At 66.7% G+C, this 13,559-nt stretch carries 12 protein-coding genes; 5 read left to right on the top strand and 7 right to left on the bottom strand.

Annotation, left to right across the window (positions count from 1 at the left end):
- Positions 1-279: 279 nt before the first annotated feature.
- From QP512_RS19740 to QP512_RS19750, 3 genes are all read left to right on the top strand, one after another.
- Positions 280-1,329 (top strand): hypothetical protein, encoded by a 1,050-nt coding sequence (locus tag QP512_RS19740; RefSeq protein ID WP_286070366.1) that lies wholly within the window; start codon positions 280-282, stop codon positions 1,327-1,329.
- 74 nt (positions 1,330-1,403) lie between these two features.
- A complete protein-coding gene (hemF, locus tag QP512_RS19745) occupies positions 1,404-2,300 on the top strand; it encodes an oxygen-dependent coproporphyrinogen oxidase (protein WP_286070367.1) in 897 nt (298 codons plus the stop codon).
- A gap of 94 nt (positions 2,301-2,394) precedes the next feature.
- Positions 2,395-3,558, top strand: coding sequence for a hypothetical protein (locus tag QP512_RS19750; RefSeq protein ID WP_286070368.1), 1,164 nt, complete (start codon positions 2,395-2,397; stop codon positions 3,556-3,558).
- A gap of 75 nt (positions 3,559-3,633) precedes the next feature.
- Here the strand turns inward: QP512_RS19750 and QP512_RS19755 are convergent, their stop codons facing one another.
- Positions 3,634-4,113 carry a YetF domain-containing protein gene (locus tag QP512_RS19755; RefSeq protein ID WP_109813727.1) on the bottom strand — a complete coding sequence of 160 codons (480 nt, stop codon included), beginning with the start codon at positions 4,111-4,113 and terminating at the stop codon, positions 3,634-3,636.
- Between the two features lie 370 nt (positions 4,114-4,483).
- The gene (polA, locus tag QP512_RS19760) at positions 4,484-7,258 is read right to left on the bottom strand and encodes a DNA polymerase I (RefSeq protein WP_286070369.1); all 2,775 of its coding nucleotides are present in this window, start codon (positions 7,256-7,258) and stop codon (positions 4,484-4,486) included.
- A gap of 99 nt (positions 7,259-7,357) precedes the next feature.
- On the opposite strand from polA, the gene QP512_RS19765 reads away from it, so the two are divergent.
- Positions 7,358-7,642, top strand: a complete 285-nt coding sequence (locus tag QP512_RS19765; protein ID WP_057500897.1) for a DUF2782 domain-containing protein — start codon at positions 7,358-7,360, stop codon at positions 7,640-7,642.
- A 150-nt stretch (positions 7,643-7,792) separates the two neighbouring features.
- On the opposite strand, the gene QP512_RS19770 is transcribed toward QP512_RS19765, so the two are convergent.
- A complete protein-coding gene (locus QP512_RS19770; protein WP_005411629.1) occupies positions 7,793-8,239 on the bottom strand; it encodes a universal stress protein in 447 nt (148 codons plus the stop codon).
- Positions 8,240-8,423: 184 nt separating this feature from the next.
- Between QP512_RS19770 and QP512_RS19775 the strand changes: the two genes are divergently transcribed.
- Positions 8,424-8,570 (top strand): hypothetical protein, encoded by a 147-nt coding sequence (locus QP512_RS19775; RefSeq protein WP_286070370.1) that lies wholly within the window; start codon positions 8,424-8,426, stop codon positions 8,568-8,570.
- An 81-nt stretch (positions 8,571-8,651) separates the two neighbouring features.
- Here QP512_RS19775 and QP512_RS19780 read toward each other — a convergent pair whose 3' ends face one another.
- From QP512_RS19780 to QP512_RS19795, 4 genes are all read right to left on the bottom strand, one after another.
- Positions 8,652-9,206, bottom strand: coding sequence for a hypothetical protein (locus QP512_RS19780; RefSeq protein WP_286070371.1), 555 nt, complete (start codon positions 9,204-9,206; stop codon positions 8,652-8,654).
- Between the two features lie 218 nt (positions 9,207-9,424).
- Positions 9,425-9,751, bottom strand: a complete 327-nt coding sequence (locus QP512_RS19785) for a low molecular weight protein tyrosine phosphatase family protein (RefSeq protein ID WP_286070372.1) — start codon at positions 9,749-9,751, stop codon at positions 9,425-9,427.
- A 105-nt stretch (positions 9,752-9,856) separates the two neighbouring features.
- The gene (uvrD, locus tag QP512_RS19790) at positions 9,857-12,049 is read right to left on the bottom strand and encodes a DNA helicase II (RefSeq protein ID WP_286070373.1); all 2,193 of its coding nucleotides are present in this window, start codon (positions 12,047-12,049) and stop codon (positions 9,857-9,859) included.
- 9 nt (positions 12,050-12,058) lie between these two features.
- A complete protein-coding gene (locus QP512_RS19795; protein ID WP_286070374.1) occupies positions 12,059-13,480 on the bottom strand; it encodes an FAD/NAD(P)-binding protein in 1,422 nt (473 codons plus the stop codon).
- Positions 13,481-13,559: the final 79 nt, after the last annotated feature.

Genomic DNA, 13,559 nt, shown 5'->3' on the forward strand with positions numbered 1-13,559 from the left:
GCTCCCGCCAGCCTGCAAGGGTTTCCGACGGAACTCACTGCTGCGTCCGGGCGGCTCCCTATCATGGATTTCACTGGAACTGGCGGGCATGCTCAGGTCATCGCCCAATGCGTACTCCAGCATCTCCATTCGTACCGAGAAGGCGAAATGCCGCTAGTTGCTCCACGCTTGCACGCCCAGTCGCCAGTGATCGGCGTACTTCTGCTGTCTCTTTCTCTTCCGACCTCGGCATCTGGACTCGCGTGTGGCGTCTTCAGCGACCAACACGGAAGTTCGAAGATGGTTGTCGAGGCACCGGATAGAGGACATGCCATCTCCTACAACGGAAGTCATTCCCGATTCGCCCTGCAACAATCCGGGGACGACATGATCATCGTCAACCTCAGCACCGGCTATGCCCGCTCCGTGGGTGCAGATCAGGCAGGACAGGCTCTTCACGACGATGGAACGCACTACTCGCTGATCGAACCGTCGCAGTGCTCGGCCGCACTCAGGCATCCCGCAGACAGCTGTCTCGCAGATCCCAAGCAATGCGTGGACATGCGGCATTCCATGGAAACCACCGCCCTTGAGGATGCATGTGCGGAAGGCGTGCCTTACATGTGCATGGCATTGCCGGAGAAGTACATTGAGCATCTGATCGATACCGGCACCATCGCCCCGGCGGAGGAGCTGGTCACCAGAATGCGGGCGACGCTGGAGAAGCAGCTGGCCGCGATGCCGCTGCCCGCCGAGTGCCAGGATCCCGACAGCACCACCTCGGGGCCAGCGTGTCTGGCTCAGCTCGAGGAAAAACCCGAACTGTTGAGTTCATTCAGGAACGCGATTGTCGCCGCTTCTTTGGGGCTGCATGCAGCCACTGTGGCCACCGCCACCCTTCCAAAGGATCACAGGGAAACGTTGCATGACTTCTGCACGAAGACGCCTGATGGTGCGTTCTGTCGCAAAGTCGCCGATCTGCACGCTTCGGCAGGCGACCTTGGACGGGCAATAGAGGCCCTGGAACTGGCATGCACCGGTGGCCGGAGCCTCGACTGCGCATTGCTGGAACCACTTCGCGGACTGGTCTCGGACCTGCAGCCAGCCAAGAGCGTGGAGCTTCCGCAAGGAACGTTCGTCTCGTTGGGCGGCATCATAAGCTCCCTTACTTTCACTGAAGACGGCAGTGTCTCCGCGCCGTTCGGCCAACTGCAGGCCCGGCTGGAAAATGACCGAATCCATCTCAAGCATGCAAGAGTTGGAGAGCTGATCCTCCAGCCGCTGCTCAACGGAGATCTGCTCGGCATCGGGCAGCACGTTGGATTCGACTACTTCAGGGCGACCGAGTAAGAGGGGCTGATCGCCACGTCTCCAAGGGACGGGGCCTTCCAGCGGTGCGTGGCCGTTGCGGTAAAGTACGCGCCATGAACGAATTCGAGCGCGTGCGCGCCTACCTCACCGACCTGCAGGACCGCATCTGTGCGGCGATCGAGGCCGTCGATGGCCAGGCCCGCTTCCAGGAAGACCTGTGGCAGCGTGCCGAGGGCGGTGGCGGGCGTACCCGCGTGCTGCGTGACGGTGCGGTGTTCGAGCAGGCCGGCATCGGCTTCTCCGACGTGGCCGGCAGCCGCCTGCCGCCGTCGGCCTCGGCCAACCGCCCGGAACTGGCCGGCGCCTCCTGGCGCGCCACCGGCGTGTCGCTGGTGTTCCACCCGCTCAACCCCTACGTGCCGACCACCCATGCCAACGTGCGCTTCTTCCAGGCGCAGCGCGACGGTGAAGTGGTGGCCAGCTGGTTCGGCGGCGGTTTCGACCTGACCCCGTTCTATCCGTTCGATGAAGATGTGCAGCACTGGCACCGCGTCGCACGCGATCTGTGTGCGCCGTTCGGCGACGAACGCTATGCCGCACACAAGCGCTGGTGCGACGAGTACTTCTTCCTGCGCCACCGCAATGAAACGCGCGGTGTCGGCGGTCTGTTCTTCGACGACCTGCACGGCGACTTCGAGCGCGATTTCGCTTATCTGCGTGCGGTCGGCGATGGCTTCCTCGATGCGTACCTGCCGATCGTGCAGCAGCGCAAGGACGCCCTCTATGGCGAGCGCGAACGCGAGTTCCAGCTGTACCGCCGCGGCCGCTATGTGGAGTTCAACCTGGTCTATGACCGCGGCACGCTGTTCGGCCTGCAGAGTGGTGGCCGCAGCGAGAGCATCCTGATGAGCCTGCCGCCGCGGGTGCGCTGGGAATACGGTTTCAGCCCGGAAGCGGGCAGCGCCGAGGCGCGCCTGGCCGACTACCTGGTGCCGCGCGACTGGCTCTGAAGTTCCGGTGCCACGGCTGACGGTGGCGCCTGCGTTGCCTGTGGTGCGCCCTGCACCGGACAGGTCCTGTGCCACCTCCTTCAAGGACGAACCGATGTCTGCTGCTGTTTTCCTTCGCCCCCGCGCTGCGGGCTGGCGTTCCCTGCTGTTGCTGGCCCTGGCCTCGGCCAGCCTGCCGGCTGCCGCGCAGTCGATGGCCTGTGGCACCTACAAGGACAGCAGCGGCAACACCACGCTGACCCTCGAGAGTGAAGGCCACGGCTCCCTGTCCGGCCCCTACCAGGCTACCGAGAATCTGCTCATCGCCCGCCAGGAAGACGTGCTCGGTACCGGCAACCTGTCCACCGGCCAGCTGGAGAACTGGTACTTCTCGGACAACGACCGCACGATCAGCACGCCCTATCGCGAGTTCACCCGTGAGCACGCCGCCGCCTGCAAGGCGATGCCAGAGCCCGTGGAAGACGGTTGCGTGATGAACACCTCCGAGTGCCTGGAGGCGCTGCCGGAGGCCGCACCCGTGAAACTGCACGCCTGGTGTGCCGAGGGCGTGGGCGCAGCCTGCATGCGGTTGCTGGAGACCTACCAGGAACAGGCCAACGCAGCGGCACCGAAAGTGACGGACCCGCCGACGCCTGAGATCTGCAAGGAGGAATCACCGTCCTTCGACGCTGAAGGCTGCATGGCGGCAGCCAGGAAGGTCGCCTCGCAGATGGCAGGGGAGGCACTGCTGGGCCTGCGGCATTCGGTCGATGCGCCCTTGCCGCCGGCGCAGCTGGATGAGCTGGCGGCACTCTGCCGCGAACAGCGCGGCGAGACCTTATGTGAAGCGGCGGCCGAGTCGCTGTGGAGCGGCGGGCGCCTGCAGCAGGCACGTGAGGCATTGCAGCTGGCCTGCGCACAGCGCGCGGATGCGCCGTCCTGCGGACCGGCCAAGGACCTCGCTGCTGTTGCCGGTGCGACCGCAGCGGCACTTGAACCGATCGCCGCCACCGCTCTGCCCTGCGGCAGCTTTGTCGCCGAACGCAGCGTGCTGTCGCAGCTGCGCTTCCTGGATGGCGGCATCGTGGAAGCCGGTGGTGAGGACGTGCGCCTGCGCGCGAGCCTGCGCGACGGCCAGGTGCTCCTGCACCGCGATGTCGGCAGCGACTTCGTGCTGCAGCTGCTGCAGAACGGCAACCTGGTGGGCGTCGACAGCGGCAACCGCTTCGCGTACTACGAGCGCAAGGCGACTGCAGGCAACGTCCGCTGCACTCCCTGAGCAGCGTGATGTAGCGCCGAGTCCACGCTCGGCTGACGAACCAGCGCAGCCGAGCAGGGGCTCGGCTCTATGTCGTCAGGTGCTCTTCCTGGGGACGATGGTGATGTGCCCGTTGATTTCCAGCAGGGCCAGCTCGACATCCTCCACCCCCAGGCAGCCCTGCTGGCGCATGGCGGCGTCGAAATCGGCACGCGTGACCTGCTCCCGGCGCAGAACGGCGTCGAACAGGCGCCCATCACGCGCGATTACCACCGGTTCTCCCTCCACCAGCCGCTCAATCCGGCGGCTGCGGGTACTCACCCAGCCCACGCCGTAGTTGAGCAGGATAAGGGTGGCCGCCAGCAACAGGCCGCCGCCCAGCGAGGTGTCGGTGCCCAGCAGCGCGTTCTGTACCGCGTTGCCCAGCAGCACCACCAGCAGCACGTCGAACGGGGTGATCTGCCCCAGCGGGCGCTTGCCACTGAGCCGGACCATGCCCAGCACCACGACGTAGACCACCACCGCACGCAGGATGAACTCCCACCACGGCATCGCCAGTGCGAACAGGTCGGGCATTGCGGGTTCCCCAGCTGGACAGTGGCCCAGCCTAGCACCTGGGGTCAGATCCCTTTGCCCGCGGGGCAAAGGGATCTGACCCCATCTGCGATACCGGCGGCACAAATAAAAAGCCCCGCTGACCAGGGGGAGGTCAACGGGGCCGGGGAACGGGCACTTGGGGAGGAGTCCCCGTTCCGAGATCTGCTCCAGGGGATGGGAGAGATCCACAACAGGCGTTGCGCCTGTCGAGAGTTATAGAAGCACTCCGAACACTAACGGTTCGTGAAGGGGCCCAATTTAATCAGCTTCCATCGGGGCAACATTCATGAGCGAGTCAGAAACTTCCGGCGGATGAACAAATTCACGTCGTTTTCGGCCTGAAAACGCGTCAGTGCGCTTCATCCCAGTTGTTGCCGATACCGGTATCGACCACCAGCGGCACCCGCAATCTGGCCGCTTGCGACATGCGCTCGACCACCTGCAAACGCAACTCCTCGACGAAACTGCTTTCGGTTTCGAACACCAGTTCATCGTGTACCTGCAGGATCATGCGCGCCGGTGCGCCGCTGTCACGCAGCCACTGGTCCACGTCCACCATCGCGCGCTTGATGATGTCGGCGGCGGTACCCTGCATCGGGGCGTTGATCGCGGCACGCTCGGCACCGGCACGCAGGCCCTGGTTGCGTGCATGAATGTCGTTCAGGTACAGCCGGCGGCCGAACAGGGTTTCCACATAGCCCTGGTCGCGGGCCTGCTGGCGCATCCGCTCCATGAAATCGCGCACGCCCGGGTAGCGGCTGAAGTACAGCGCCACGTAGTCCTGCGCCTGCCCGCGGTCGATGCCCAGGTTGCGGGCCAGGCCGAAGGCGCTCATGCCGTACATCAGGCCGAAGTTGATGGCCTTGGCGGCGCGGCGCTCATTCGGGGTCACTTCCTCCAGCGTGCGCCCGAACACCTCGGCGGCGGTGGCACGGTGCACGTCGGCGCCCTGCTCGAAGGCACGCACCAGGCCCGCGTCCTCGGACAGGTGGGCCATGATCCGCAGCTCGATCTGCGAATAGTCGGCGGCCAGCAGCTGGAAACCCTCCGGGGCGATGAAGGCGCGGCGGATGCGGCGGCCATCCTCGGTGCGGATCGGGATGTTTTGCAGGTTCGGGTCCGACGAGGACAGGCGGCCGGTGGCGGCACCGGACTGGTGATAGCTGGTGTGCACGCGGCCGGTGTCCGGGTTGACCATCTCCGGCAGCTTGTCGGTGTACGTGCTGCGCAGCTTGGCCAGGCCGCGGTAATCAAGGATCACGCGCGGCAGTTCGTGCTGGTCGGCGATCGCTTCCAGCGCCTCTTCATTGGTGCTGGGCTGGCCCTTCGGGGTCTTCACCACCGCCGGCAGCTTCAGCTCGTCGAACAGCACCGCCTGCAGCTGCTTGGGCGAATCCAGGTTGAAGCTGCGACCGGCCAGCTCGGTGGCCTTCTGCTGCGCGGCCAGCATCCGCGAGGACAGATCCTGGCTCTGCCGGCGCAGCTCGTCGGTGTCGATCCGCACGCCGTTGGCTTCGATCGTGGTCAGCACCGGCACCAGCGGCATCTCGATGCCGCGGTACACGCTGTCCAGCGCCGGCTCGGCCAGCAGCTGCGGCTGCAGCGCGCGGTGCAGGCGCAGGGTGATGTCGGCGTCCTCGGCCGCATAGCGGCTGGCCTCGTCGATGCCCACCTGCGAGAACGGAATCTGCTTGGCGCCCTTGCCGGCCACATCCTCGAACTTGATGGTGCTATAGCCCAGGTAGCGCAGGGCCAGCGAATCCATGTCGTGGCGGGTGGCGGTGGAGTTGAGCACGAAGCTCTCCAGCATCGTGTCGTCGTGGTAGCCCTGTACGTCAACGCCATGGCGGCGCAGCACGTGCAGGTCGTACTTGCCGTGCTGGCCCAGCTTCCTCTTCGCCGGGTCCTGCAGCACCGGGCGCAGGGCATCGAGCACCTGCTGCACCGGCAGCTGCGCCGGCGCGCCGGGGTAATCGTGGCCGACCGGAATGTAGGCGGCCCTGCCCGGCTCGACCGCCAGGCTGACGCCGACCAGCCGCGCACGCATCGCGTCCAGCGCATCGGTCTCGGTATCGAAGCTGATCAGGTCGGCCTGCTGCAGGCGTTCGACCCAGGACTGCAGCTGCTCGGCGGTCAGCACGGTCTCGTATTCACCCGGCGCGGACAGTGCCGGGTCCAGCGTGCCGGCGGCGGGCGCCTCTGCACTGCCACGGGCGAAACCGGCCGCAGTGCCGCGCAGGCTCGGGGTCGCCTCGCTGGCGGCCACCGGTGCCGGCAGCGGCGCGCCCAGCTCCTTCAGCGCCTGGGTGAAGCCGTAACGCGAATACAGCTCGGTCAGCACCGGCACGTCCTGCTCGCGCAGGGCCAGCGTGGTCGGGCTGGCGTCCAGCTCCACATCGGTGCGGATGGTCACCAGCTCACGGTTCAGCGGCAGGCGTTCCAGCGCGGCGCGCAGGTTCTCGCCGATCTTGCCCTTCATGGTCGGCGCGGCGGCCATCACGCCGTCCAGATGCTGGTACTCGGCCAGCCACTTGGCAGCGGTCTTCGGCCCGCACTTCTCCACGCCCGGCACGTTGTCGACGGTATCGCCCATCAGCGCCAGCAGGTCGACGATCTGGTCGGCGCGCACGCCGAACTTCTCCATCACCGCTGCGTCCGAATCCATGCGGCTGCCGGTCATGGTATTGACCAGTTCGATGCCCGGGCGCACCAGCTGCGCGAAGTCCTTGTCGCCGGTGGAAATGGTCACCTTCAGGTCCTGCGCCAGGCCCTGCAGGGCCAGCGTGCCGATCACATCGTCGGCTTCCACGCCGGGGATGCGCAGGATGCTGATGCCCAGCGCTTCAACGATGCGGCACATCGGCTCCACCTGGCTGCGCAGTTCATCGGGCATGGGCGGGCGGTTGGCCTTGTACTGCTCGTACAGGTCGTCACGGAAGGTCTTGCCGGGCGCATCGACCACGAACGCCACGTAGGCCGGGCGCTCCTTCAGCGTAGAACGCAGCATGTTGACCACGCCGAACAGCGCGCCGGTGGGTTCACCCTGTGCATTGGACAGGGGCGGCAGCGCGTGGAACGCGCGGTACAGGTAACTGGACCCGTCGATCAGGACTAATCTGCTCATGGGTCGATTCTACGCGCCCGTGCCTGCACCGCGGCGACACGGTCCCCACGCCGCGATGGGGCATAATCGAAGCCCATTCCAGGCAAAGGAACCCCACCCATGAAGACTCTGATGCTGGCCTCCCTGCTCCTGCTGGCCGGCTGCGCCAGCATGGGTGGTGCCGGGGCTCCCCCGGTCGACGTCAAGGGCGCCGATGTCTCCAAGCGGACCATGGACAACGGTGACACCATCGAGGAGTACCGCGTGTCCGGGCAGCTGCGCATGGTCAAGGTGACCCCGTCGCGCGGCGCGCCGTACTACATGTACGACAAGAACGGCGATGGTCGTTTCGACAACGACAAGGACGGCGTGTCGCCGGTGTACTGGAAGCTGTACAGCTGGTGAGGTGACCGGGGTCGGACCCCTTTCCAAAGGAAAGGGCTCTGACCCCCATCATGGCAATCGGCACGGCCCCCACAAAGAACAACGCCGGCGCGCATCCTGCGGCCGGCGTCGGGTCCCCTCCCCGGGAACGCTTGAATCAGTGGGTGTGGATCAGCGGATGACCAGCACCGGCAGAGTGCTGCGTGCCAGCACTTCGGCGGTCTGGCTGCCCAGCAGCACGCGGGTCACGCCGCGGCGGCCGTGCGAGGTCATCACGATCAGGTCGCTGTTGCGCTCGCCCGCCGTCTCGATGATGCCGTCGGCCGCATAGCGGTCCAGCACATGCACCGGATTGGCGGTAATGCCCTGCTCGGCCGCCTTGGCCAGCGCCGGCTGCAGCACCTTCTGCGCGCCTTCCTCGCGGTCAGCCTTGTACTCGGGGCTGTTCATGTAGCCCACGCTCCAGCCCATGGCGTCGTACATGCCGACGGCCCACGGCTCGGAGACAGTCACGATATCGACCTCGGCATTGAGGTCCTTGGCCAGCTCCAGGCCCTTGGCCAGGCCCTTGTCGGCCAGCTCGGACCCGTCGGTGGCAATCAGGATGCGCTTGTACATGGTGGGGCTCCGTGGCGATCTGCCAGATGGGAACGTCACCATTACACACCGGATGTGCAGGCTGCGCCTTGAGCAGGATCAATCCGGCGCCGCGCAGCGGCGTGTGCGCACCGTCCGCTTGCGCGCACCGGTCGGGCGGCAGTGCTCGGCGGGCGGCGCACTGCCGCGCCCAAGGACGACCGACATGCAGGACAACAAGCCGCCCGTCTGGAGTTCCCAGAAATCCATCATGGTCGCCGCGATCATCGCCTTGGCGGCGCTGTTCGGCGGTTACCAGATCGGCACGGACATGGCGCTGCGCGACAACGCCCTTCAGGCAGCGGGCAAGTAACCTTCTTCTGTAGAGCCGAGTCCATGCTCGGCTGCTTCATCCGTAGCCGAGCATGGGCTCGGCTCTACATCAGGCCCGCCCTCAGGCGATCTGCACCACGCGCGCGTTCTGGCACAGCGGATAGCTGGCCACGAATTCGGCGATCGCGTCGCGCATCGCCTCGAACGATTCGCCGTACATGTACAGCGCGGTCTCGGTCGGGCCCTGCCACCAGCTGCAGATCTCGCCAAGGCCGTCGATGCTCTCCGACAGCTGTTCAAACACGTGGTTGGAATCGCACTGTTCGTAGACGTCGTCCGGCAGGTTCAGACCGTCCAGATAGATGCCCAGCCCTTCGGTCACGCCGAAGCTGCGATCGGCCCCGCCCGCACCCTGCAGCTGCGACCCCTTCGGCGCACCCAGTTGCTCCAGCAGGTCGATCAGCTTCGGCACGCCATCCGCATCGACCAGTGCCACTTCGATATCGCCGTATTCGACCTCACCCAGATCCGACATCGCGGTGCCGCCGCCGGTGAGCTCGCCCACCTGGGCCGCCTGCAGCAGCGCGTCGAGCGGATCTTCGAACAGCTCGTGGCGATGCTCGGGCTGCAGCCGGGCATTCAACTTCACGGTGACGTGCAGCGCGGATTCGGTCATGGGGCGTTCCTGGAAGATGTCGCCGCCTATTGTAGAGCCGAAGGTAGCGGCACGAGCCGCTGCCAACGTCGCTTGCGACGGCCCGAAGGGTGCCGGTCAGGACAACCGGCATCGCCATGCTCGGCTGTCCTTTGCGCACCCCTGTAGAGCCGAGCCCATGCTCGGCGGTTCTTCCCGCCAGAGGCAGCCGAGCATGGGCTCGGCTCTACAACAGCGCGTCAGCGCAGGAAGGGCGTGACCTTGCGCTTCAGCAGCTCCACCAGCACCGGGTCCATGTAATCGTAGTCATCCGGAATATCCAGGCAGATCACCCGCTTGCCGTTCAACCAGGCCTTGTAGCGGCTGGACAGCCGGTTGCGGTGGGCGCGCTCCATCACGAACACCAGGTCAGCCCACTGCAGCAGCTCGGGGCTGAGCACTTCCTCGGCGTCGGCCAGCAGCCCGGCCGAGGCGGTCTCGATGCCCGGCCAATCGGCGAACACGTGCTCAGCTGTGGGGCTGCGCAGGCGGTTCTGGCTGCAGAGGAAGAGCACGTTGCGGGTCATGCGTACGCACCTTTGTAGAGCCGAGCCATGCTCGGCTGGTTTTATCCGCCAAAAAGCAGCCGAGCATGGCTCGGCTCTACAGGAGTTCCCGCCCCCCGACGGTGATCAGATCACCGTCAGGTTGGCGTAAGCCATTACCAGCCACTTGCTGCCGGCGTCGGCGAATTCGACCTGCACGCGGGCGTGCGCGCCGCTGCCTTCGTAGTCGGTCACCATGCCTTCGCCGAACTTGGGATGGGTGACCAGCGCGCCGAGCTTGACTGGCGGCGCCTCGATCGAGGCATGGCCCATCACCCGGCTGGCGCCCATCGAGGCCGGCCGCGAGACCTGCACCTTCGGGCGCACTTCGTGCAGCAGCTCGCGCGGAATCTCCCGCAGGAAGCGCGAGGGCAGGCTGTAGTTGTCCTGGCCGTGGATGCGGCGCGATTCGGCATAGCTCAGCACCAGCTTCTGGCGTGCGCGGGTGATGCCGACGTAGGCCAGGCGGCGCTCTTCCTCCAACCGCCCGCTTTCTTCCAGCGAACGTGCGCTGGGGAACAGGCCGTCTTCCATGCCCGCCAGGAACACCAGCGGGAATTCCAGGCCCTTGGCCGAATGCAGGGTCATCAACTGCACACCGTCCTCGCCGGCCTGCGCCTGGCCTTCACCGGCCTCCAGCGCGGCGTAGGCCAGGAACGCGACCAGCTCGTCCATGTCCTCTCCCACTTCCTCGATGTCGTCGGCGCGGCGCACGAAGCGCGAGGCCACCGAGACCAGTTCGTCGAGGTTGTCGGTGCGCGATTCCGAATCCAGCGCGTTGCGGCTTTCCTTGCTCCAGTGCTCGCGCAGCTGCGAGCGGGCCAGCACGTGGTCGACGCGCTCGGCCAGGGTCATGTGCACGGTCTGGGCCTGCAGCTCGTTGACCAGCCCCAGGAAGCCGGCCAGCGCATTGCGCGCGCGTGCAGCCAGCGCGTTGCCCTGGGTGACCAGCATGGTCGCTTCCCACAACGAGATGCCCTGTGCGCGCGCCTCGCGGCGCACTTCGTCGAGCGTGCGGTCGCCGATGCCCCGGGTGGGCGTGTTGACCGCGCGCTCGAACGCCGCGTCATCGTTGCGGTTGGACAGCAGGCGCAGGTAGGCCAGCGCGTCTTTGATTTCGGCACGCTCGAAGAAGCGCATGCCGCCGTACACGCGGTATGGCACCTGTTCGCTCAGCAGCGCTTCTTCCAGCGCGCGCGACTGCGCGTTGCTGCGATAGAGCACGGCCACTTCGGTGTAACTGCCACCGTCGCGCACCCATTGGCGGGCACGCTCAACGATGTAGCGCGCCTCGTCCATCTCGTTGTACGCGGCGTACAGATCGATCGGCTCGCCGTCACCGCTGTCGGTCCACAGCTGCTTGCCGATGCGATCCGGGTTGTGCGCGATCACCGCGTTGGCGGCACCGAGGATGTTGGCGGTGGAGCGGTAGTTCTGCTCCAGGCGGATGGTCTGCGCACCCGGGAAGTCGCGCAGGAAGCCCTGCACGTTCTCGACCTTGGCACCGCGCCAGCCGTAGATGGCCTGGTCATCGTCGCCAACCACGAACACATGGCCGGAATCGCCGGCCAGCACCCGCACGAAGGCGTACTGGATGGCGTTGGTGTCCTGGAACTCGTCCACCAGGATCTCGCGGAAACGGGCGCGGTAATGCGACAGCAGCGCCGGGTTGTCGCGCAGCAGTTCATGCGCGCGCAGCAGCAGCTCGGCGAAGTCGACCAGGCCGGCGCGATCGCAGCGCGACTGGTACTCGATGTAGGCCTGGCGCATGGTTTCCAGCCATGCATCGTGCGGCTCGGGCTGGATGTGCTGCGGGCGACGGCCCTCGTCCTTCTGTGCGTTGATCCACCACGCAATCTGCTTGGCCGGGTACTTGCCGTCGTCCAGTTCCAGCGCCTGCACCACGCGCTTGACCAACCGCAGCTGGTCATCCGAATCCATCACCTGGAAACCTTCGGGCAGCTTGGCGTCCTGCCAGTGCAGGCGCAGCAGGCGGTTGGCCAGGCCGTGGAAGGTACCGATCCACATGCCGCGGCTGCCATTGGGCAGCTGGGCATCGATGCGGTGGCGCATCTCGCCGGCCGCCTTGTTGGTGAAGGTCACCGCGAAAATGCCGTGGGTCGGCACGCCATCGACTTCATGCAGCCAGGCGATGCGGTGGGTGAGTACGCGGGTCTTGCCGGAACCGGCACCGGCCAGCACCAGGTGGTGGCCGGGGGGAGCGGAGACGGCTTCGCGCTGGGCCGGGTTCAGGCCATCAAGCAGGTGGGAGACATCCATGCCCCCATTTTACGGCATCGCCGTCGCGGCTCCTGCGACCACTTCGGTGGCGAGCGCCTGCGCCTGCTGACGCAGTTCAGGCACCGCCAGGCTTTCCCACAGGCTGCCGATGCGCAGGCTGCCGAGCACGCCCAGCCGCGCCTGCGGCTGGCCACCGGCGGCGCGCAGGCGGTCGCCCGGCACCGTGCTGTCCAGACCCAGCCCATGCGGACCGGGACGGGCCAGTCCATCGGCCTGCAGCTGCTGCAGCAAGGGATTGCGCAACGCGCTGGCGCGGGTCTCCACGCCGGTGGCGTTGATCACGCCGCCGATCGTCCACTGCTGCTCATTGCCGGAGGTGTCGCGGCCAGACAACTGCAGGGCCTCGCCTTCGCGCCAGACGCGCTGCAGGCGGGACCGGTGGATACGCAGTTGACCGCTGTCCTGCAGGGCCTGCAGCTGCGCGTCCACCTCTTCGGCGATGCGGTGGCGATGCACATCCCAGTAGCGCACCACATGGCGCAGGAAGCGACGCTGGTCGGCCTCATCGAGGCTGCACCAGAGCGCCTGGCCATGCGGACGGATGCGGTCCATTACGCCCTGCCACGGCAGGCCATCGGCCTGCGCCTGGCGCGCAAACCCGCGCAACGCACGCAGGCGCTGGCGCAGGTTCATCGGCAGCAGCGTGGCCGGATCGAACGTGGGCAGGCCGCCGTGTGCGTGCGGCAGCGGCAGCAGGCCGTGACGCGAGATCACATGCAGCGGGCCGGTGTGACCGGCAGCGACCAATGCCAGCACGGTGTCGGCCATGCTCAGGCCGGAGCCGACAATGGCCACGGCCTGTTCCCCGGCCAGGGTACGCACGCCGTCGTAGTCCCAGGCCTCGACCACGTCATCGGCGGGCAGCACGTCGGCGCCGGGCACCGGCAGCGGCCGCATGCTGTTGCCGGTGGCCAGCACCGCCTGCGCGGCGTGCAGCGTGCTGCCATCGCCCAGTGCCAGCGGGTAGCCGTGGTCATCCGTCTGCAGGCCCAGCACCGGCTGCGCGATCACCTGCAGCTGCGCCGGGCTGGCGGCCACGGCGTCCTGCAGGCGCTGCTGCAGGTAGGCGGCAAAGAAGTGGCGGCACACATAGCGCTCGCCCAGCACCTCGCGCGCCTCCCCCGGGTAGGCGTTGGCGGCCATCAGGTAATCGAGGAAATCGCCGGGCTGGTCGGCAAACGCACTCATCTTCGCTGCCGGCACGTTCAGCAGGTGCTCCGGCCACGGCGTGGCATAGGCGATGCCCTGGGCCAGCTGCGAGGCCGGTTCGAAAATGGCCAGCGCCAGCGGCGCCTTCGCCTGGCGCAATACATGGATCGCCACCAGCACGCCGGCGGCACCACCGCCGATGATTGCCAGGTCCAGTTCGCCATTACGCGGTGAATCAGTCATGCGCCGATTGTAGGCCATTGACGATGACGGGAATGACAGGGGGTAGAGTCGACTGTTGGTCGACTATCGCGCGCAGCGCGGGGTTTTTTCGCAAGAG

The sequence above is a fragment of the Stenotrophomonas sp. 57 genome (assembly GCF_030291075.1).
Taxonomy (GTDB): domain Bacteria; phylum Pseudomonadota; class Gammaproteobacteria; order Xanthomonadales; family Xanthomonadaceae; genus Stenotrophomonas.